Source organism: Erysipelatoclostridium sp. AM42-17, assembly GCF_003480255.1.
Classification (GTDB): Bacteria; Bacillota_I; Bacilli_A; order Erysipelotrichales; family Coprobacillaceae; genus Faecalibacillus.
The window spans coordinates 58,292-79,106 of sequence record NZ_QUIN01000002.1 but is presented as its reverse complement, the minus strand read 5'-3'; the positions used below and the strand labels follow the sequence as shown (position 1 = coordinate 79,106).

Annotated in this window: 20 protein-coding genes, 1 tRNA gene and 1 rRNA gene; 17 read left to right on the top strand and 5 right to left on the bottom strand. The window is 29.9% G+C overall.

Annotated features, from left to right (window positions below; genetic code table 11):
* The first annotated feature begins 72 nt into the window (after positions 1-72).
* A 5S ribosomal RNA gene (rrf, locus tag DW911_RS01605) occupies positions 73-181 on the top strand.
* Between the two features lie 237 nt (positions 182-418).
* Here the strand turns inward: rrf and ptsP are convergent.
* Together ptsP and DW911_RS01595 are read right to left on the bottom strand one after the other, a co-directional pair.
* On the bottom strand, positions 419-2,128 hold the full coding sequence (ptsP, locus tag DW911_RS01600; protein WP_118432193.1) for a phosphoenolpyruvate--protein phosphotransferase: 1,710 nt from the start codon (positions 2,126-2,128) through the stop codon (positions 419-421).
* 137 nt (positions 2,129-2,265) lie between these two features.
* The gene (locus tag DW911_RS01595; protein ID WP_118432191.1) at positions 2,266-3,312 is read right to left on the bottom strand and encodes an IS30 family transposase; all 1,047 of its coding nucleotides are present in this window, start codon (positions 3,310-3,312) and stop codon (positions 2,266-2,268) included.
* 181 nt (positions 3,313-3,493) lie between these two features.
* Between DW911_RS01595 and nagB the strand changes: the two genes are divergently transcribed.
* The 5 genes from nagB (at position 3,494) to DW911_RS01570 (ending at position 8,066) form a co-directional block, all read left to right on the top strand.
* The gene (gene nagB / locus DW911_RS01590; protein WP_118607377.1) at positions 3,494-4,231 is read left to right on the top strand and encodes a glucosamine-6-phosphate deaminase; all 738 of its coding nucleotides are present in this window, start codon (positions 3,494-3,496) and stop codon (positions 4,229-4,231) included.
* Positions 4,232-4,303: 72 nt separating this feature from the next.
* Positions 4,304-5,638, top strand: a complete 1,335-nt coding sequence (locus DW911_RS01585; RefSeq protein ID WP_118432187.1) for an MATE family efflux transporter — start codon at positions 4,304-4,306, stop codon at positions 5,636-5,638.
* A gap of 60 nt (positions 5,639-5,698) precedes the next feature.
* Complete coding sequence (locus DW911_RS01580) at positions 5,699-6,940, top strand: deoxyguanosinetriphosphate triphosphohydrolase family protein (RefSeq protein ID WP_118432186.1); 1,242 nt, start codon at positions 5,699-5,701, stop codon at positions 6,938-6,940.
* Between the two features lie 11 nt (positions 6,941-6,951).
* Positions 6,952-7,890, top strand: a complete 939-nt coding sequence (metA, locus tag DW911_RS01575; protein WP_118432184.1) for a homoserine O-acetyltransferase MetA — start codon at positions 6,952-6,954, stop codon at positions 7,888-7,890.
* A gap of 91 nt (positions 7,891-7,981) precedes the next feature.
* A tRNA-Leu gene (locus tag DW911_RS01570) sits at positions 7,982-8,066 on the top strand.
* A 70-nt stretch (positions 8,067-8,136) separates the two neighbouring features.
* Here DW911_RS01570 and pepV read toward each other — a convergent pair.
* Positions 8,137-9,501, bottom strand: a complete 1,365-nt coding sequence (gene pepV, locus DW911_RS01565; protein WP_118432182.1) for a dipeptidase PepV — start codon at positions 9,499-9,501, stop codon at positions 8,137-8,139.
* Positions 9,502-9,598: 97 nt separating this feature from the next.
* Here pepV and DW911_RS01560 point away from each other — a divergent pair, with 97 nt between their 5' ends.
* From DW911_RS01560 to DW911_RS01540, 5 genes are all read left to right on the top strand, one after another.
* Positions 9,599-10,006 carry an NUDIX hydrolase gene (locus DW911_RS01560; RefSeq protein ID WP_118432180.1) on the top strand — a complete coding sequence of 136 codons (408 nt, stop codon included), beginning with the start codon at positions 9,599-9,601 and terminating at the stop codon, positions 10,004-10,006.
* Positions 10,007-10,014: 8 nt separating this feature from the next.
* Positions 10,015-12,159 (top strand): Tex family protein, encoded by a 2,145-nt coding sequence (locus DW911_RS01555; RefSeq protein ID WP_118607376.1) that lies wholly within the window; start codon positions 10,015-10,017, stop codon positions 12,157-12,159.
* Between the two features lie 8 nt (positions 12,160-12,167).
* Positions 12,168-12,866 (top strand): YiiX/YebB-like N1pC/P60 family cysteine hydrolase, encoded by a 699-nt coding sequence (locus DW911_RS01550; protein WP_118432177.1) that lies wholly within the window; start codon positions 12,168-12,170, stop codon positions 12,864-12,866.
* Between the two features lie 87 nt (positions 12,867-12,953).
* Complete coding sequence (locus DW911_RS01545) at positions 12,954-13,163, top strand: cold-shock protein (RefSeq protein WP_118432175.1); 210 nt, start codon at positions 12,954-12,956, stop codon at positions 13,161-13,163.
* Between the two features lie 77 nt (positions 13,164-13,240).
* On the top strand, positions 13,241-14,134 hold the full coding sequence (locus tag DW911_RS01540; RefSeq protein WP_118607375.1) for a DMT family transporter: 894 nt from the start codon (positions 13,241-13,243) through the stop codon (positions 14,132-14,134).
* 41 nt (positions 14,135-14,175) lie between these two features.
* Here DW911_RS01540 and DW911_RS01535 read toward each other — a convergent pair whose 3' ends face one another.
* Positions 14,176-15,312 carry a glycerate kinase gene (locus tag DW911_RS01535; protein WP_118432171.1) on the bottom strand — a complete coding sequence of 379 codons (1,137 nt, stop codon included), beginning with the start codon at positions 15,310-15,312 and terminating at the stop codon, positions 14,176-14,178.
* Between the two features lie 135 nt (positions 15,313-15,447).
* On the opposite strand from DW911_RS01535, the gene pyrB reads away from it, so the two are divergent.
* Positions 15,448-16,380, top strand: coding sequence for an aspartate carbamoyltransferase (pyrB, locus tag DW911_RS01530; protein ID WP_118432169.1), 933 nt, complete (start codon positions 15,448-15,450; stop codon positions 16,378-16,380).
* Positions 16,377-16,799 (top strand): aspartate carbamoyltransferase regulatory subunit, encoded by a 423-nt coding sequence (locus DW911_RS01525; protein WP_118432167.1) that lies wholly within the window; start codon positions 16,377-16,379, stop codon positions 16,797-16,799. Before pyrB ends, DW911_RS01525 begins: the two co-directional genes overlap by 4 nt.
* Positions 16,800-16,818: 19 nt before the next feature.
* Here the strand turns inward: DW911_RS01525 and DW911_RS01520 are convergent, their stop codons facing one another.
* Positions 16,819-18,222: an amidophosphoribosyltransferase gene (locus DW911_RS01520; protein WP_118607374.1), complete on the bottom strand. Its 1,404-nt coding sequence runs from the start codon at positions 18,220-18,222 to the stop codon at positions 16,819-16,821.
* Positions 18,223-18,307: 85 nt separating this feature from the next.
* Here DW911_RS01520 and DW911_RS01515 point away from each other — a divergent pair, with 85 nt between their 5' ends.
* The 4 genes from DW911_RS01515 to DW911_RS01500 all read left to right on the top strand — a co-directional run bounded on the left by DW911_RS01515 (position 18,308) and on the right by DW911_RS01500 (position 20,808).
* Complete coding sequence (locus DW911_RS01515) at positions 18,308-18,838, top strand: histidine phosphatase family protein (RefSeq protein WP_118432163.1); 531 nt, start codon at positions 18,308-18,310, stop codon at positions 18,836-18,838.
* 15 nt (positions 18,839-18,853) lie between these two features.
* Positions 18,854-19,729, top strand: coding sequence for a hypothetical protein (locus DW911_RS01510; RefSeq protein ID WP_118432161.1), 876 nt, complete (start codon positions 18,854-18,856; stop codon positions 19,727-19,729).
* Positions 19,713-20,408 carry an HAD family hydrolase gene (locus DW911_RS01505; protein ID WP_118432159.1) on the top strand — a complete coding sequence of 232 codons (696 nt, stop codon included), beginning with the start codon at positions 19,713-19,715 and terminating at the stop codon, positions 20,406-20,408. The genes DW911_RS01510 and DW911_RS01505 overlap by 17 nt, the downstream gene beginning before the upstream one ends.
* 91 nt (positions 20,409-20,499) lie before the next feature.
* Positions 20,500-20,808: a hypothetical protein gene (locus DW911_RS01500; protein ID WP_118432157.1), complete on the top strand. Its 309-nt coding sequence runs from the start codon at positions 20,500-20,502 to the stop codon at positions 20,806-20,808.
* The last annotated feature ends 7 nt before the right edge of the window (positions 20,809-20,815 follow it).

The window sequence follows — 20,815 nt, the reverse complement described above, 5'->3', positions numbered from 1 at the left end:
TGCTTGAAAAGAGAAGAAAGAACTATTATCCGGTTTTGAGTGATTTCGAAAGGAATGACTTAAAAGAGAAGATCTGGTAGTGATAGCATGATGGACACACCTGTTCCCATACCGAACACAGAAGTTAAGCATCATCACGGCGACGATAGTGCTACGGTGCAACAATAGCGAACTGCCAGTTCTTTTTTTATTTATATATAGTTGATACTTGATACGTTCTAGTATCTTTTTTATTAGTCATAACTATTACAATTACTTTTAATTTGATATAAATTATAGTAGAAAAGACATCAAAATAATTGATGTCTTTTTTTAATGATCTTGAAAAATCTAAATTGATTAAAGTTTAAAGTATTATTAATAATAAGAACAATTTTTTTAAAAATAAAAAGCAGGAATGCATCCTGCTTCTTTAATATTACATTTTAACTGTAGATTTAACTAATTCTACAACTTCATCCATTGTACAGCAATCTAATGCTTTATTAGCTAAGTCTTCCATTTCTTTTTTATCAATACTATTGATTAATTTTCTTTGTGCAAGAATTGATGTTGCTGACATTGAGAATTCATCTAATCCTAATCCAATTAAGATAGGAGCAGCGATAGCTTCACCAGCCATTTCTCCACACATACCAGCCCATTTACCTTCTTTATGTGCAGAATCAATAACATGTTTTAATAAACGTAAAATTGATGGATTAAATGGTTGATATAAATAACTTACACCTGAAGACATTCTATCAGCAGCAAATGTATATTGAACTAGGTCATTTGTACCTACTGAGAAGAAATCGACTTCTTTAGCAAATTTATCAGCTAAAACAGCTGCTGCAGGAATTTCAATCATGATACCAACTTGTAATGTATCACTAACTTGAACGCCTTCTTTAACTAATTTTTCTTTTTCTTCTAATAAGATTCCTTTAGCTTTACGGAATTCTTGTAATGTAGCAATCATTGGGAACATAATTCTTAAATCACCATGAACTGATGCTCTAAGTAATGCTCTTAATTGAGTTCTAAAGATATCTTCTCTTTGGAAACATAAACGAATAGCACGAACACCTAAGAATGGATTCATTTCTTTTGGTAAATCGATTGCTTCGATTTCTTTATCTCCACCAATATCTAATGTTCTTACAACTACTGGGTTACCTTCCATACCTTCTAATACTTCTTTGTAAACTTCGTATTGTTGTTCTTCAGTTGGTAATTCAGCAGATTCCATATATAAGAATTCAGTTCTGAATAATCCAACACCTTCACCACCGTTTTCTTTAACACCTGCTAAATCTTTTGCAGATCCGATGTTAGCAACTAATTCTACATGATGTCCATCAGTAGTGACTGTTTTTTCATTAACTAATTTCTTTAATTCTTCTTTGTAAGCAATAAATTCAGCACGTTTAGTTTCATATTCTTTAACTGTTGCTTCATCTGGGTTAACCATAACTGTTCCTTCAATACCATCTAGAACAATCATGTCACCATCTTTTACTTCTTCAGTAATTGTTTTACAAGCTACAACAGCTGGAATTTCTAATGAACGAGCCATAATAGCTGAGTGAGATGTTCTACCACCAATATTAGTAGCAAAACCTCTTACTAAGTTTTTATTTAATTGAGCAGTATCAGATGGAGTTAAATCATCTGCGATAATAACAACTTCTTCATCAATTAATGCTGGATTTGGTAATGATTTACCAAGTAAGTTAGCTAATAAACGACGAGATACGTCTTTAATATCAGCTGCTCTTTCTCTAAAATAATCATCATCCATCATTTCAAACATTGCGATGAATTGTTGAGCTACTTCATCTAATGCAGCATCAGCATTAACTTTTTCATTTTTAATTTTATCTTCAACTTGAGTTTTTAACTCTGGATCTTGAAGTACTAATGCATGGGCATCAAATACTGCAGCTTCTTCAGCTGATAAATTTTTAGAAGCTGCTTCTTTGATGGCTTCTAATTCTTTTGCAGTTTGAGCCATACATTCGTCAAATTTTTTGATTTCAGCTTCAACGTCTTCAACTGTAGTTTTTGTTACAGTTAAATCTGGCATAACTAGTTTATATGCTTTAGCAATCGCAATTCCACTAGATGCTCCAATTCCTTTAATCATGTTAAAAAACACCTCCATATTTACATTCACATTCTACATTATTTCATCAAAAAAATAAAGCCTTTTCATTTCAACGTTAAAAATTATAAATGGAAATAATAAGTGTCCGCACATTGAATTACCTTATAAGTGCTATTTTATATTTCTGATAGTATCATATTTGAGCTTTTATACTCAAACATTGCTCTTGGATAATTATTTATCCAATCTTCAATTTCCTTTATGAATGCTGCTTTTATATTGGTTATATCTGTTCCTTTTGGTATCCACCTTCTTATTAATCTATTATTATTTTCATTTGTTCCTCTTTCACCTGAACAATATGGATGTGCATAATATATTTCTGTTCTTTTCTTTTTCCTTAAACATGATTTTTCTAATCCTTCATACCCCATGAATTCTACTCCATTATCAAATGTTATACTCTTGAACACTTTATAAAAATTCCCTCGATATCTTCTTTTAATTCTATCTATTGCTTTTGCCACTGTTTTTGTTTCTTTATTCGACAGTTTCATTATTATCTCCTGTCTCGTTTTTCTTTCAGTCAATGTAAATAATACAGCCTTAGTTCCTTGCTTACCTACAACTAAATCGCCTTCCCAATGTCCATATATTTCTCTTGTATTTGCTTCTTTTGGTCTATGTTCAATACTTTTTTCAGCTGGTATCAGCTTAGATACTCTCTTTTCTTTGTTTTTATTATTATACTCTTTCTTATATATTATTTTCCCATCTTTAACTTTATCAAAAATCATTCCACTTTTTATTGCATTCCTTATTGTCTTTCCACTTATTTCTATATCAAATCCGTTGTCCTTCAACTGCACCGCTACCACTTCAGGAGATTTTTTATTACATATTATTTCTTTTTCAATATGCTCCACCAATTTAATATCTTGATCCAGCTTCAATGCTGGTCCTTTACTCGTCATTCCATATTCATATTTATCTTGGGCTACTCTTGCACTATATTCTTTTCCTTCAGTCCAGTCATAGTTTCTTATTGTTATTAATCTGCGATTAATTTCTCTTCTTATTGTTCTTTCGCTTTTATGTATTAATTCAGCTATTTCCTTTTTGCTCTTTTTATCTAAATTATACCACGTCTCTATCATAGTCCTTTCTGAATACGTTATATGTTTATATTTTTTGCTTTTTTTGTTATAATCTAAAAGACACATAGTTTATACCTCCAATGTTTTGTTCGCACTTACATTGTATCATAGGTAATTCTATGTGTCTTTTTTGTGTCCTAATCGGACACTTAATTTTTCTATTTATATTCAACGTTAAAAATATTATTTTAGGTTGCATTGTTTGTCTAGACATGCTATGATGATGTTGTACGGAGGATAGATAAAAATGAAAGTTATTGTAGCAGAAAATCGTGAAATCGCAAGCCAAGAAGGGGCTAAAATTATTATTGATCAAGTAAAAAATAATCCAGAAACAATATTAGGATTAGCAACAGGAACAACACCAATTGATTTATATAATAATATGGTTAAAGACCATAAAGAAAATGGTACTGATTATAGTAAAGTTAAATCATATAATTTAGATGAATATGTAGGATTAGATGGAACACATCCACAAAGTTATTATTGTTTCATGTTTGAACATTTATTCAATCATATTAATATTAATCCTGAAAATGTTCATGTACCTGTCGGTAAAGGTGATTTACAAGCAGCTTGTAACGCTTATAATGATGCATTAAAACAAAATCAAGTAGATATTCAATTATTAGGAATTGGATCTAATGGACATATAGGATTTAATGAACCAGGTACACCAGCTGATTCAGTAACTCATGTTGTAGACTTAAAAGAAAGTACAATTAAAGATAATGCTCGTTTATTCTTTAATGGGGATGAAGATGCAGTACCTAAACAAGCAGTAAGTATGGGAATCGCTAATATTATGAATGCTAAAAAAGTATTATTACTTGCATTTGGTGAAGGGAAAGCAAAAGCAGTAAAAGGAATGTTAGAAGGAGAAGTAACTCCAGAATTACCAGCAAGTATTTTACAAAATCATCCAGATGTAACAGTTATTGTGGATAAAGCAGCAGCTTCTTTACTTGAAAAACAATATTAATATAAATGAAGTAGACACAAATACGTGTCTACTTTTTTTGTTTTTTATGATAATATTAAATAAGGTGATTTTATGACATTAGATTTATTAAAAGGAAAAATTCTTACAACACTCACTAAATTAACTATTCCTATTGTTTTAACTGCAATGATGCAAATGGCTTATAGTTTAGTTGATATGATTTGGATTGGCAAACTAGGAGCGAATAGTGTAGCTGCAGTTGGAGTTGCTGGTATGTTTACATGGCTATCTTCAGGACTTGTGATGATGCCTAGAGTTGGTGGTCAAGTTAAAGTTGGACATGCTCTTGGAAGGCATGATTTAAAACAAGCGCGAATCTATTGTTCCAGTGCTTTTCAAATGGCTATAGCATTTGCTGGAATATTTGGGATTGTTATGATAACGATGTCCTCTTTTTTTATTGGGTTATTTCATTTGAATAATGTAAGTACAGTTAAAGATGCTATTATTTATTTACAAGTGACATGTGGTTTAGTTATTTTTAGTTTTCTAAATCAAGTGATTACTGGTTTGCTTAATGCTTCTGGTGATAGCCATACACCTTTTGTAGCAAATAGTATCGGTTTAGTTTTGAACTTGGTTTTTGATCCTATTTTAATTTTTGGTGTTGGTATTTTTCCAAGACTCAATGTATTAGGTGCTGCCCTAGCAACTGTAGGAGCTCAGCTTTTTGTATTTTTATTATTTATTATTATGTTAAAAGGGAAAAAGGCATTATTTCAACATTTAACTTTATTACAAATACATGCTCGTAAAATATATATAGATATTTTAAAAATAGGTTTTCCTTTAGCTTTGCAAAGTATGTTATTTTCAATATGTTCTATGATTGTGGCTAGATTTGTTGCTGGCTATGGAGATGGGGCTGTAGCTGCTCAAAAAATAGGCAGTCAAGTTGAAGCAATTTCTTGGAATATGGCAGATGGTTTTGAAGCTTCTATTAATTCTTTCATAGCTCAAAATTACGGTGCAAAACAGTATCAGCGGGTTAATAAAGGATATCGGGTCATGATGACAATTGTTTTAATATGGGGACTTATTTGTACAGGACTTCTCATTATGATACCTGGTCCTATATTCAAAATATTCTTAGATGATCCTCAAGTGTTACCACTAGGAATAAGTTATTTAACTATTTTAGGTTATTCTCAATTATTTATGACAGCTGAAATTACAACATCCGGTGCTTTTAGTGGTTTAGGAAATTCTGTTGCACCATCATTCATTTCTATTGTTCTTACTACAGCAAGAATACCGATGATTTTAATATTGACTCAATATATTGGACTTAATGGTATTTGGTGGGCAATATCATTATCAAGTATATTTAAAGGAATCATTTCAGTATCATGGTTTACTTTATATAAAAGAAAAGCATTAGCGTAAAGTTAATGTTTTTCTTTATCTTTTTTATAAATCATTTATAATGTTGGGTGAGGTGAAAATATGCCAAAAGATAGTTTTAAAAGTGAAGCCATGAATGAAAATCATCCAGATTATCAAAAAGCTGTTTCAAGACAAGAACCTATTTATCAAAGAAAGAATGATATGCGTAGTGAATTTGGACGAGATTATACAAGAATTATCTTTTCACTAGGTTATCGACGCTTAAAACATAAAACTCAAGTTTTTTTTGCAGTTGAAGATGACCATGTTTGTACTAGAAGTGAACATGTGAGTTTAGTAGAATCAGTCAGTTACACATTATCTAATTATTTAGGACTTAATAATGAATTGACCAAAGCCATTGCAGTAGGACATGATATTGGACATGCTCCTTTTGGTCACGGAGGTGAACGCATTCTAAATGAGATTGCTCACCAAAATGGATTAGATTCATTTTGGCATGAACGTAATAGTCTACATTTTATTGATAATATTGAAACATTAGAGGATAATCAGCATATTCGACATAATCTAAATTTGACTTATGCCATTAGAGATGGCATTATTAGTCATTGTGGCGAAATGAATCAAAAATCAATTATCAAAAGAAAAGAGTATATTGATTTAAATGAATATACTCAACCTGGACAATATAACCCTTATACATGGGAAGGTTGTGTCGTTAAGATGGCTGATAAAATAGCATATTTAGCCAGAGATATTGAAGATGCATTGCGTTTACATATTTTAACAGAAGGACAACTTAATAAATTAAAAGAAGATATTAATCTGATTACAAAGCAACCATTTTCAGCTATTAACAATGGAACGGTTGTTAATTACTTTATTAGTGATGTTGCAATAAATTCATCTTTAGAAACAGGAATATGTTTATCAGATGAAGCTTATCAAGTAATGAAGATGATTATGAAATTTAATTATCAAAACATTTATCTTATTGATCGAGTAAAAATACATAGTAATTATGTTAAGTTGATATTAACTTCTATTTTTGATTTTCTAATGAAATATCATGAACAAGCAAAAAAACATCAAACTAATCCTTTATTAGAATTAGAAAAAGATCGTGCAACTTATCCACTTGTCATCCCTGGTTATATGCATTGGCTTGAAAAATACGGGATGATTGAAGGAGTCCATCGACCAATACTTTATCAAAATAAAATTATTTATCATTTTTCAACTGATGAAAAAGCAGTTGCAAGAAGTATTTTAGACTATTTATCAGGAATGTCAGATGCTTATATATTAAAAATATTTAATGAATTACTATCATTTTAAGGAGTGAAATTATGCCAATTAAAATACCTAACGACTTACCAGCAAGTCAAATATTAAAAAAAGAAAATATCTTTGTGATGGATGAAACAAGAGCAACTTCTCAAAGAATCAGACCATTAAAAATATGCATTGTTAATATTATGCCTACTAAAATTACAACAGAAACCCAATTATTAAGATTATTATCTAATACACCGTTACAAATTGAAGTGGATTGGGTATGTATGGAAAGTCATGTATCTAAAAATACACCACAAGAACATTTGCTTGCATTCTACAAAACATTTTCTGAAATAAAAGATAATCGTTATGATGGATTAATTGTTACAGGAGCACCAGTAGAAAAATTAAAATTTGAAGATGTTGATTATTGGCAAGAAATGGAAGCTATATTTGAATGGGCTAAAACGAATGTTTTTTCATCTTTCTTTATTTGTTGGGCTTCTCAAGCAGCTTTACATCACTATTATGGAATTGAAAAGCATGAACTCAAAGAAAAATTAACAGGTGTTTATTTCCATCATACTAATGTAGATAAAATGAAAAGAAAAATATTAAGAGGATTTGATTATCAGTTTTATGCACCTCATTCACGTTATACGACTGTCATTGCTGAAGATATTCGTACAGTTGATAGTTTGGATATTTTAGCAACAAGTGATGAAGCAGGAGTTTATTTAGTAGCTGAAAAAGATGGTTCACGTTTTTTTGTTACAGGACATCCTGAATACGATCCAGATACTTTAGATAAAGAATATCGTCGAGATTTAGCTAAGGGTGATGATTGTGTCATGCCTAAAAATTATTATCGTGGTGATGATATTCAAGGGGAAATTCAAGTAAAATGGCGTAGTCATGCATATTTGTTATTTTCTAACTGGCTCAATTATTATGTATATCAAGAAACACCATATGATTTAAATGAATTGGATCAAATTAAAAATAAATAATGAGGATACGTACCTCTTTTACATCTAGTAAAAGGGGTATTTTTATTTGTCATCTAAAATGAAATATGATAAAATAAATAAGCGATTTAATGCGGCCATGGTGAAATTGGTATACACGTAAGTTTGAGGGACTTATGGATGATTCCGTGCCGGTTCAAGTCCGGCTGGCCGCACCAATAAAAAAATAAATCACTCATTTTATAATGAGTGATTTTTAAATACAATAAATTATTTTAGTTAAAATTTTTATTCTTTAATTAAATCATAAATAGCGATAGCGAAGATTTCTGTTGCTTTAAGTAAAGAATCAATCTTAATATTTTCATTATTACCATGAATTTGATTATCTTCATCTTTAAATTCACAACCAAAAGCTACACAATTAGGCATTGATTTAGCATAAGTTCCACCACCGATAGCTTGTGGTTGACTTTGATCACCAGTTACATTTTGATATGCTGCATGTAGCTTACTTACAAGTTCACTTTGAGGATCAACATAAAGAGGATCAACAAGATGGCTTTGACATGATAATTGATATTGTTGACAAATTGTTTCAACTTGATGAGCCATTTCTTGTAGATTCATTTCATGAGGACAACGCATATCTAAATCAACTTCACATTGTTCTTTACGATAACGTAAAACACCAAGATTCATTGTAAGAGGACCCATTTGTCCATCATGATTAATTTTTAATCCTTGACCGTAGTAATCACATAAGTGATTGACAATAAAATGAATTAAACCATTATCAAGAACTGTATCTAAATATTGAGCCATTAAACAAACAGCGTTGATACCTTCTTCAGGTGTACTTGCATGAGCACTTTTTCCCTTTAAAACTAATTTAGTACAATTTCCTTCTTCTTCAATTGTTCCTGTTATATGATGAGTTTGTAAAAATTCATGATAAGAATTTTCATATTGTTTATAGTTACCTTCAATGATAGCTTCACAACTTTCAGGAACAATGTTAGCACGTGTTCCTGCACTCATAGCTACTAAACCATTTTTTTCAATATGTCCAGTAATATGAAAACTTCCCATTCCTTTTTCGCCATAAACAACAGGAAATTCTGCATCAGGGGTAAATCCCATTGATGGATATTCATGATTTTCAAAATAATGTCTTACACAAGAAGAACCACGTTCTTCATCGCATCCAAAAATAACACGAATTGTTTTTTTGACAGGTAAATTTAAATCATGAATTATTTTTGCTGCATAATATCCTGCAATGAGGGGACCTTTATCATCAGCAACACCACGTCCAAAAAGTTTACCATCCTTAATAACAACTTCAAAAGGATCACTATCCCATCCTACCTTATTAACAGGGACAACATCTAGATGTCCAAGAATACCAAAATATTCACTGTGATTTCCAATATCAATATGACCTGCATATCCTTGATCATCTAAAGTAACAAAACCATCACGTTTTCCAATTTCAAGCATTTTATCTAATGCTTGACGACAAGCTTTTCCATAAGGTTGATTTTCACCTACTGTTGTTTCATCATGAACAGATGGAATAGCACAAAGTGTTTTTATATCTTCAATCATTTGGTCTTTTCTTTTTAAGACTTCTTCTTTAAAATCAATCATTTTATCACCTCGAAAAATATTATACATTTTTCACAATATTTTTTAAACAAATTTAATAAATAATGGTATGATATACTGTATACAAAGGAGAATCATGATGGAAAAGATAAGATTTCATATTACAGTCAAAGGCATTGTTATTTACAACAAAAAAATATTACTAATGAAAAGAGTACGACCATCAAGTGATGGATTAGGTTATTGGGAATTACCAGGTGGTGGTTTAGAATATGGTGAGACACCGAATCAAGCGTTAATTCGTGAACTAAAAGAAGAAACGGGACTCACAATTGATATTGTAAAACCAGCTTATACTTTTACAAAGATACGTAGCGATTACCAAACTGTGGGAATTGGTTATTTATGTTTAGCAAATGATGACCATGTTATTTTATCTCATGAACATACTGATTATCGCTTTGTAAAATCAAGTGAATTAAAAGAGTATTTAAATGAAGAAATCTATCAGGATATCATTTATACAATTAGTGAATATTATCGTTAGGAGAAGTTATGAATCAAGATATTATTAAAACAATTGCAGAAGAATTAACTATCACAAATAAACAGGTAGAAGCAGTGTTATCTTTATTAGAACAAGGCAATACTGTTCCTTTTATTGCCCGTTATCGAAAAGAAAAAACAGGAGCTTTAGATGAAGACCAAATTAGAACAATTGATAAATATTATCAATATCAAGTTAATTTATTAAAAAGAAAAGAAGATGTTATTCGTTTAATAGATGAAAAAGGGATGCTTACAGCTTCTTTAAAAGAAAATATTTTAAAAGCAAAACAATTAAGTGATGTTGAAGATTTATATCGACCATATAAAGAAAAAAGAAAAACAAAAGCAACAGAAGCTAAAGCAAAAGGGCTAGAACCTTTAGCTCAATTTTTACTTTCTTTACCTCAAAATGACCCATTAAAAGAAGCAAATAAATATTTAAATGATCAAGTTTCAACAGTAGAAGAAGCCATGCAAGGAGCAAAAGATATTATTGCTGAAGCCGTAGCTGATGATATTAAATATCGTAAATTTGTTAAAGATATGATTTATAAAAGAGGAATACTGCAAACAACTGAAAAGAAAAAACATCAAGATGAACAAAAAGTATATGAGATGTATTACGATTACCATGAACGTGTCCAATCTATTGTATCTCATCGCATTTTAGCTATTAATCGTGCTGAAAAAGAAAAGGTTATACAAGTTAACATTGAAGTAGACCAAGATTATTTTATTCAGTATATTTATCGAGGAGTAACTCATCAGCGTCAAAGCAAGGCGAATGACTATTTATTAGAAGCAGTTACTGACAGTTTTCGTCGCTTACTTTTTCCTTCAATTGAAAGAGAAGTACGCAAGGAATTGACACAAAAAGCAGATGAGCAAGCATTAAAAGTATTCTCCGTCAACTTAGAAAATCTATTAATGCAAGCACCTTTAAAAAATAAAATCGTTTTAGGAGTTGATCCAGCTTATCGTACAGGATGTAAACTCGCAGTAGTAGATACAACAGGGAAAGTATTACATATTGATAAAGTATTTATTACTATCCCTAAAAATAACTATGATAAAGAAAAACAATTACTTTTAAAATTAATTCAACAGTATCATGTTGAAATTATCGCTATAGGAAATGGGACAGCATCAAGAGAAACAGAAGCATTTATCGCTAAATTGATTCAAGAAAATCATTTAGATGTAGATTTTGCGATTGTCAGTGAAGCTGGTGCTTCAGTTTATTCTGCAAGTAAACTTGCTAAAGAAGAATTTCCTGATCTTCATGTAGAAGAAAGATCAGCAGTATCTATTGCCAGAAGATTACAAGATCCTTTAGCTGAATTAGTAAAAATTGAACCTAAAGCTATTTCAGTAGGACAATATCAACATGATATTCCGCAAAAGGAATTAGAAGAGCAGTTAGACTTCGTCGTAGAAAAAACAGTGAATAATGTAGGTGTTGATATCAATACTGCTTCACAATCGCTATTACAATATGTAGCAGGTTTAAACGCTTCAGTAGCAAGTAATATTGTTGCTTATCGTAATGAATATGGTAAATTTACAGATCGTCAGCAAATAAAAAATGTAAAAAAATTAGGAGCAAAAACATACGAACAGGCAATTGGTTTTTTACGTGTTCCTGATGCCAATAATCCTTTAGATAACACAGCTATTTATCCTGAAAACTATGAACAAACACAAGCGTTATTAAAAGAAATAGGATTATCTTTAGATGATTTAGGTACACCAGAAATCAAAGAAGCCTTAGATCATATTTTAAAAGAAGATGTTATAAAACATCTTGAAATTGACCAATATACATTAGAGGATATCATTGATAGTTTAATAAAACCTAATCGTTCACCTCGTGATGAATACGCTACACCACAATTAAAGAAAGATATTCTTCATATTGAAGATTTAAAAGTAGGTATGACATTAGAAGGAACGGTCAGAAATGTAGTTGATTTTGGTGCCTTTATTGATATTGGGTTAAAAAATGACGGATTAGTGCATATTTCTAAAATATCGCATGAAAGAATTAAACATCCACTAGATAAATTAAGCATTGGTGATATCGTTGAAGTATCAGTTATAGATGTAGATTTAAAAAAACAACGTGTTGCACTCAGCATGCTTAAAGACTAGGTGAAATAATGAAAGGAAAAATCACAAAGATTTTATTCATGATCATTGTAGCAGGTTTGTTAACCTGCTCTTTTTATTTAGACAAACCAAAAGATCAAAAAGTAGTCAGTCAAAATACGCATATTACGTATAGTCAATTATTGAACTATGTTAATCAATTTGAATGTGGGGATATTATCAATTTAGAACATACTCATTATTTAAGTAGTTTTGCCATTCCTGGTAAATGGAAACATAGTTTAATCTATATTGGCACTAAACAACAATTTACAAGTGTTTATAATTCAAATCAAAAATACTATCAAGAAATTTTAAAGTATTATAAATTAGGTAATGAAATCTTGATAGTTGATGCCAATAGTACAGGCGTAAAGATTCGAGAATTAAAACAAATGGCTAATTTAGAAAACGATTCATTTTTAAAATCGTTTATTGTCTATCGTTTTACTATTGATTCAGCTTTAAAGTGTCAATATATCAATGGTGCAATGGACTATTTAGGAACACCTTATGACTATGCTATGAAGACATTTGATGATCAAGCTTTATATTGCAGTGAACTCATATACTATGCATTACTTAAAATTAATTTAAAAATAGATCAGGTATCTACGGTTTTTAATCAAAAAATGATTACTCCAAGTGATTTAGGACATTTTTTAGAAAAACAAAATAATGTCAAAATTGTGATGGAAATTGATAGTTAACTGAATACGCTTACAATTTTATGTTGTCTATCTTTATGAATTGTAGTAAGATAATTATAGAAATATTTTTTAGAAGGAGAAGTTATCATGGCTATTGGAATTGTTAAAAACTTTAATAAAGACAAAGGATTTGGATTTATTAACATGGAAGGTGAAGAAAGAGATATTTTCTTCCATTACTCACAAATTGTTCAAGAAGGATTTAAAACTGTTGATCCAGGACAAAAAGTTGAGTTTGAACTTGTTGAAGGAGATCGTGGTTTACAAGCTCATCAAGTCGTTAAAATTGATGAATAAAAGAGCGAAAGCTCTTTTTTTATTAGACATGAGTTCATTTTTTTAGTATATTCATTTACATGTAAAGGAGTTTTAAAATGAAAAATACGAAAAAAGGAATGGTTTGTATTATTTTTGCTGCATTCTTTTTTGCAGCAATGAATGTTTTTGTTAAATTATCAGGAGATTTGCCTTCTATTCAAAAGAGTTTTTTTAGAAATCTTATTGCCGCTTTATTTGCTTTAATTATTTTAATTAAAGATCATAATGATTTTAAATATAATACAAAAGATTTACCAATGCTTATATTAAGAAGTACTTTTGGTACTTTAGGAATATTATGTAATTTTTATGCTGTAGATCATCTTCTAGTAAGCGATGCATCAATGCTTAATAAATTGTCACCATTTTTTGTTATTATTTTTTCTTCATTATTTTTAAAGGAAAAAGCGAATCGCGTACAAAAAATATCGATTGTTATTGCCTTTATCGGGGCTTTATTTGTAATTAAACCTACTGTTCATTTTATGAATCAAATTGATTCACTTATTGGAGTATTAGGCGCTATGGGAGCAGGAATTGCTTATACCTGTGTGCGTCAATTAGGAAAACAGGGTGTACCAGGACCGAAAATAGTCTTTTTCTTTTCATGTTTTTCTTGTTTATCAGTTGTCCCTTATTTAATTTTCCATTATGTACCCATGACACTTTCACAATTAGGTTTATTATTGTTGGCTGGATTGATGGCAGCAGGGGGACAATTTTCAATTACAGCCGCTTATACTTATGCTCCAGCAAGAGATATTTCAGTTTATGATTATACGCAAATCTTATTTGCGGCTATTTTAGGATTTATTTTATTAAATCAAATTCCCGATATTTATAGTATTATCGGTTATATTATCATTATAGGTGTAGCCATTGCCAGTTTTCTTATTCAACAAAAAAATGATTCAATATGTAGTGATATGATAAAAGTAGACAAAGAGTAAAAACACTCTAGTCTACTTTTACTTGACTAGTTCATATAGAATCATTTTTTTGTTAATGTCATTCCTAAAGCCATGCTTTTCATGATGCGTATTGTAGCTTGATAAACATTGTTTGATGCTTGGTTGATTGCATCAGACAAGGAACCAGGACGTACAACACTGCTCTCTATTGCATCAAGGTATTGATAAACAGGTTCAATCTCTTCTCCAATTGATCCAGCAATCGCAATAGTTGGAATATTAAGCTTTTTAGCGATAGAAGCAACACCTATTGGGACTTTTCCATAGATAGATTGGTAATCAAGGCAACCTTCACCTGTAATCACAAGATCACAATCTTTTATTTTGTCTTCAAAATCAAGAATTTTTAAAATGGTTTCAATACCTGAATGTAATTGACCATGACAAAAAGCAACAAGTCCAAAACCTAAGCCACCAGCAGCGCCGGCACCAGGTAAGTCTTGATAATTTTGATGAAATGTCTTTTTGACTACATTGGCTAAATGTTGTAATCCCTGATCTAAAAATTTGATATCTTGGCATTTTGCACCTTTTTGAGGACCAAAGATGGCACTTGCACCTTGAGGACCACATAAAGGATTTGATACATCACACATAATAATAAATTGCGTATTGAAGACACGTTGATCAAAGTTTTCCATATCAATTGTTTCAATTAATGGTAAGTTTAACGGGATGGGTTCAAGTTCTTCTTGATGACAATCTAAAAAGCGGATGCCTAAGGCATGAGCCATACCGATACCACCATCATTAGTGGCACTACCACCGATTCCTAAATAGATTGTTTTACATCCTTGGTTTAAAGCATCTTTGATAAGTAATCCTGTACCATAAGTATTAGCTTTTAAGACATTATTTTCTTTAACTAAGGTTAATCCTGAAGCACTTGCCATATCGATAATAGCACAATCCTTTTTTAAAAGCCCATAAGTTGCTTTGATAGGTTGATTTAAAGCGTTATAAGTATTGATTGTGATTAAACGACCACCAGTTTGTTCAATGATACTAAAAGCAGTACCTTCGCCACCATCTCCAATCATTATTTGATCAACTTGACAGTGGGGAAAAACGTCTAAAATTCCTTTCTTTATATAATGAGCTACTTCTTTAGAAGATAAACTTCCTTTATATGAATCACTTGCAATCATGATTTTCATTTATATCACTTCCTCATATTTTTATACTACAATAAAATATAAGGATTTGATATAGTTATTTGCAATACTGATTAAAAAGCATTTTTTATTAATAAGTTTGTGATATAATAATAAAAAAATAAAAGGAGTGTAATCATGAAATATTTAATAGACCCAATTGATTTATCAGTTGAACAAATCAATCAATTGATTGATTTAGCCAATGATATTATTAAAGATAGCACTCGCTATCAAGAAGTATGTAAACATAAAATATTAGCTACATTATTCTTTGAACCAAGTACGCGTACACGTTTATCTTTTGAATCTGCGATGCTTTATTTAGGGGGTCAAGTACTAGGATTCTCTGAAGCTAATTCAAGTAGCTCATCAAAAGGAGAAACAGTATCTGATACCATTCGTGTAGTGTCTTCTTATTGTGATATTATTGCAATGAGACATCCTAAAGAAGGAGCTCCATTAGTCGCATCAATGAAAAGCCAAGTTCCTTTAATTAATGCTGGTGATGGAGGACATAATCATCCTACTCAAACTTTAACAGATTTACTTACTATCAAAAGAGAAAAAGGACGTTTAGATCATCTTACAATTGGTTTTTGTGGAGACTTAAAATTTGGACGAACTGTTCACTCTTTATTAAAAGCTTTATCACGTTATGAGAAAGTTAAATTTATTTTTATTTCACCAAGTGAATTAAAAATACCAGAGTATTTAAAAAATGATTTACTTGACGCTAAGAATTTAGAATATGAAGAAGTTGAACGTATTGAAGATGTCATTGATCAACTTAATATTATTTATATGACACGTGTTCAAAAAGAAAGATTCTTTAATGAACAAGATTATATCCGTTTAAAAGATACATATATTTTAGATTTGAAAAAATTAGAAAACTCTAAAAAAGATTTAATTATCATGCATCCATTACCTCGTGTTAATGAAATTGCTACTGAGATTGATGATGATCCTCGTGCTAAGTATTTTGATCAAGTAACAAATGGAAAATATATGCGAATGGCATTAATTATGACAATGTTAGGATTAGAAAATGAGGTAGAAAGATTATGAAAGTAGATAGTATTTTAAATGGAATTGTTTTAGATCATATTACAGCAGGAAATGCAATGGAAGTTTATGAAGCACTAGGACTTGATAAACTAGACTGTTCAGTTGCGATTATAAAAAATGTTAAATCAAATAAAATGGGACGAAAAGACATATTAAAAATTGATAATGATTATGAAATAGATTTAGATGTTTTAGGATACATAGATTCAAATATTACTGTTTGTATTATCAAAGATGGTAACATTGTAGAAAAGAAAAAATTATCTTTACCAGAAAAAATAGTCAATATTGAAAAATGCAAAAATCCTCGTTGTATTACATCAGTAGAACCAGGATTAGATCAAATCTTTTATCTAGCAAATAAAGAAAAAAGAATTTATCGTTGCATGTATTGTGAAAGTAGAGTCAATAAAAAATAAAAGAAGCCATTTGGCTTCTTTATTCTTTTCCATCAAAACAATATGTACATAGTTTACAAGGTTCAATACCAATAGCTTCAATCATATCATCTAAACGATGATAACGTAGTGATGTAAAATTAAGTTCTTTTCTAATTTCTTCAACCATTGCTTCATACTTTGGACTATCAGGATCACAATATTGATCTAAAACATGAATATCATTTTCTCCTTCAAATTTACGAATCACACGACGGGTAATTAAATCCATCTCACTGGTACTTCTTGAAAAATTCAAATACTTACATCCAAACACAATTGGTGGACAGGCTGGTCTAATATGCACTTCTTTAGCTCCGCTTTGATATAAAAATTCAGTTGTTTCTCTTAACTGGGTACCTCTTACAATCGAATCATCAATTAATAATAATGATTTATCTTTGATTAAACTAGGAATTGGTATTAACTTCATTTTTGCGATTAAATTACGATCTGATTGAATCGTTGGCATAAACGAACGAGGCCATGTCGGTGTATATTTAATAAATGGTCTAGCATATCTTGTCTTTGATTCGTTAGAATAACCAATTGCATGAGCAATACCACTATCAGGGACACCGGCTACCAAATCAGTCTTAACATGATCTCTTTTTGCGAGAAGTTTACCACATTCATAACGCATCTCTTCAACATTTCTTCCTTCATAACTGCTTGTTGGATAACCATAATAAACCCATAAAAATGAACAAATTCGCATTTTATCATTAGCCTTAACTAATGGTTTAATACCATGATGATCTAAAAATAAAACTTCTCCAGGTCCTAATTCTTTATAAAGATGATAGCCTAAATTTAAATATGCATGAGATTCAAAAGAAGCACAATAAGCATCTTCTTTTTTTCCGATATTTAAAGGTGTTCTTCCTAATTTATCTCGTGCTAAATATAAACCTTCAGGTGTCATTAACATTAAAGTAATAGAACCTTTTACTTTACGATGTACATTTTTAATTCCTTCAACAATAGATTCTTTTTGATTAATGAGAGATGCTACTAGTTCAGTTTGATTCACTTCCCCACCAGACATCTCTAAAAAATGACTATGTCCATGTTCAAATGCTTCTTGAACTAATTGATCCATATTAGCTACTTTCCCCACAGTAACAATAGCGTAACTACCTAAATGACTATTAACTAATAATGGTTGAGGTTCATTATCACTAATACATCCAATTCCTAAATTTCCTTTCATTTCATGAATATCTTGGTCAAATTTAGTACGAAAAGGTGAATTAGAAATATTATGAATTGAACGTTGAAACCCACGTTCACCATAAACAGCCATTCCTCCTTTTTTTGTTCCTAAATGAGAATGATAATCAATCCCAAAAAATAAGTCCATCACACAATCCTGACGACTTACAACGCCAAACATTCCGCCCATAATTTTTTTGTTCTCCATTCTTTCAATTTTATATTTTTTATTGTAACATTAAAAAGTATAAAATTGAACAAAGTGAGGCGATAAGATGAATTTATATGTGACAAGACATGGTCAAACGCAATATAATATTGAAAATAGAGTATGTGGTATAAGTGATGTAGAACTGACAGATACAGGTAGAAAGCAGGCGTCAGCAGTAGCAAAGAAGCTAAAAGGAAAACAAATTGATGTCATTATTGTTTCGCCACTTAAAAGAGCACAAGAAACGGCTGCGATTATTAATCAAGTTGTAGGTACGCAAGTTATTGTTGATCCTCGTTTACAGGAAATTAACTTTGGTAAATATGAAGGCTTTAAAAATAAAAATCGAGGATTTAAAAAAACAAAAAAGAATCATGGATTTCATTACCCTGGAGGAGAATCTTATTTCCAAGTCATCCATCGAGTATATCAGTTACTAGATGAAATCAAACAAACATATCCTCATCAAAATGTCCTTTTAGTATGTCATGGTGGGATTGTTAGAACAATCTATACGTATTTTCATGATATTTCTAATCATGATTTATATCACTATTTACCAGAAAACTGCTGTTTAGATTATTATCAGTTATAAAGAAAGGAAGTCAATATGAAAACAACGATTCATACCCCAAAAAATACATATAAAGATTATGATACTTACTTACAAGAAAAAGAAACACTTTTTAAAAATCTTACAAAACAAAGTATTCAAAAGGAATTACTTAGCAATGATATTGATATTCAAGAAGAGGATGTATGTAAACAATATCAAAAGACATATCAAATTGATGATGTAGTTCAATACTATGATGAAAAATATGATCAACAATTAGATGTCTTAGGAAATAAAAATGAAGTTTTTGATGACGATGCTTTTATTTATCTTATTAAAAAAATAATAGAAGAACATTATGATATTCATCAAGTTCCTGATAAAACTTATCTTGTATCAGATATTCAAACAATTTTATCAAGTCAAATGTCCTATCTTCAATTACTTCAAGAAACAAATAGTATTTTAGAAAGACTTATTCATTTAAAAGATTATGAAAAAAATAATCATTTAGGAGTTATTTTTAATTCTTATATGATTGATATTGATGGCTTTATTACAAGAGTATTTCAAGATATAAAAAGTATCCAGCCTGATCAAGATTTTATTGTCTCATTACTTGATTTAATGATTCAATTAAATCAAGCATATCAACTTTCATTTAGATATAGTGAAATAGTCAGTGATTTATATGATTGTCTTGTAAAAAGTCAATCATTAGAGTTATCAAATAAATATTTAGGTGAATTAAAAAAACAGTTTCCTCAAAAAACTTTCAATTTCTATTATGTATTATTAAGTCAATTAAAAAAAGAAAATCATCCAGCATTAAAACAATATTATCAAGAAGCTTTACAATATAAGCCTTATAATGATGAACAAGCTGATTTAATGCAACTGATTAAAGAAATTTATGAAAATATACTTTGATTTAGATGATACCCTTTATAGTCAATACGTTCCCTTTAAAAAGGCATACCAACAATGTTTTTCATTTCCAGTAGATATTTATTGTCTTTATCAATTATCCAGACAGTATAACAATCAAAACTTTATTAAGGCTTCACACCATGAAATATCGTTTAAGCAATTTTACTGTCAACGTATTCAAGTACCATTAAAACAATTAGGATATGACATTGATGAACAACTTGCATATAAATTTCAACAATGTTATCAAGAAAATCAAAAACAAATTGAACTTATTCCTGAAATAAAAGAATTGCTTGATATCTTGGTATTACATGTTGAACTAGGTATTATTACAAATGGTCCTAAAGATAAACAACAAGCTAAAATAGATGCTTTACATTTAGAAAAATGGTTTTTAAAAGAAAATATTATTATTTCATCGAAAGTCCATTTAGAAAAACCTGATCAACGTATTTTTGATTACGCTAATCCTCAACATGAAACATGTTTGTTTATTGGTGATGGTTATGAAATTGATATTGTAGGAGCTAAAAAAGCGCATTGGAAAACGATTTGGTTTAATCATAAATTAGAAAAACAAAAAGGTAAGCTGGCAGATTATATTGTTTTAAATGCTAAAGATTTAAAAGAACTGGTTTTGAAATTACTAAAAACGGAGTTCAATATCACTATTTGACACACTTTTTCAATTCTATAAATTATAATGTTTATATTGCTTGAATATTTATCATATTTTAGTATGATAAAAGAAAATAGGGGGATATATCATGATAGCAATTGGAGATATTTTAGTCATCGATCATTTAATAGATAATCAAAACATTGAATTAGAGCATCCGCATTGTATTGTTACTGATATTACACAAGGAATTATTGAACTTATGCCATATACTTTATTCCTAGATATTTATCATGATCAATACAATGAAAAGAATAATCAATTATTTTATTTGGTTGATAACCCAGAACGTTATCATAAAATAGGTAGAATTGATCGAAAAGTAGTTAAAGAACTTTTTAATAAAATGAATTTATTAAAAGGCACACACGTTTTTGAATATGTAATGCCAAAATAAAAGGGAA

Bases quoted from the DNA above. Each gene is read 5' to 3' on its own strand.
- DW911_RS01595 (WP_118432191.1), bottom strand. From the start codon at position 3,312: ATGTGTCTTTTAGATTATAACAAAAAAAGCAAAAAATATAAACATATA.
- ptsP (WP_118432193.1), bottom strand. From the start codon at position 2,128: ATGATTAAAGGAATTGGAGCATCTAGTGGAATTGCGATTGCTAAAGCA.
- DW911_RS01540 (WP_118607375.1), top strand. From the start codon at position 13,241: ATGAAAAATACGAAAAAAGGAATGGTTTGTATTATTTTTGCTGCATTC.
- DW911_RS01500 (WP_118432157.1), top strand. From the start codon at position 20,500: ATGATAGCAATTGGAGATATTTTAGTCATCGATCATTTAATAGATAAT.
- pyrB (WP_118432169.1), top strand. From the start codon at position 15,448: ATGAAATATTTAATAGACCCAATTGATTTATCAGTTGAACAAATCAAT.
- metA (WP_118432184.1), top strand. From the start codon at position 6,952: ATGCCAATTAAAATACCTAACGACTTACCAGCAAGTCAAATATTAAAA.
- DW911_RS01515 (WP_118432163.1), top strand. From the start codon at position 18,308: ATGAATTTATATGTGACAAGACATGGTCAAACGCAATATAATATTGAA.
- DW911_RS01545 (WP_118432175.1), top strand. From the start codon at position 12,954: ATGGCTATTGGAATTGTTAAAAACTTTAATAAAGACAAAGGATTTGGA.
- DW911_RS01550 (WP_118432177.1), top strand. From the start codon at position 12,168: ATGAAAGGAAAAATCACAAAGATTTTATTCATGATCATTGTAGCAGGT.
- DW911_RS01535 (WP_118432171.1), bottom strand. From the start codon at position 15,312: ATGAAAATCATGATTGCAAGTGATTCATATAAAGGAAGTTTATCTTCT.
- DW911_RS01555 (WP_118607376.1), top strand. From the start codon at position 10,015: ATGAATCAAGATATTATTAAAACAATTGCAGAAGAATTAACTATCACA.
- DW911_RS01520 (WP_118607374.1), bottom strand. From the start codon at position 18,222: ATGGGCGGAATGTTTGGCGTTGTAAGTCGTCAGGATTGTGTGATGGAC.
- DW911_RS01560 (WP_118432180.1), top strand. From the start codon at position 9,599: ATGGAAAAGATAAGATTTCATATTACAGTCAAAGGCATTGTTATTTAC.
- DW911_RS01525 (WP_118432167.1), top strand. From the start codon at position 16,377: ATGAAAGTAGATAGTATTTTAAATGGAATTGTTTTAGATCATATTACA.
- DW911_RS01585 (WP_118432187.1), top strand. From the start codon at position 4,304: ATGACATTAGATTTATTAAAAGGAAAAATTCTTACAACACTCACTAAA.
- nagB (WP_118607377.1), top strand. From the start codon at position 3,494: ATGAAAGTTATTGTAGCAGAAAATCGTGAAATCGCAAGCCAAGAAGGG.
- DW911_RS01510 (WP_118432161.1), top strand. From the start codon at position 18,854: ATGAAAACAACGATTCATACCCCAAAAAATACATATAAAGATTATGAT.
- pepV (WP_118432182.1), bottom strand. From the start codon at position 9,501: ATGATTGATTTTAAAGAAGAAGTCTTAAAAAGAAAAGACCAAATGATT.
- DW911_RS01580 (WP_118432186.1), top strand. From the start codon at position 5,699: ATGCCAAAAGATAGTTTTAAAAGTGAAGCCATGAATGAAAATCATCCA.
- DW911_RS01505 (WP_118432159.1), top strand. From the start codon at position 19,713: ATGAAAATATACTTTGATTTAGATGATACCCTTTATAGTCAATACGTT.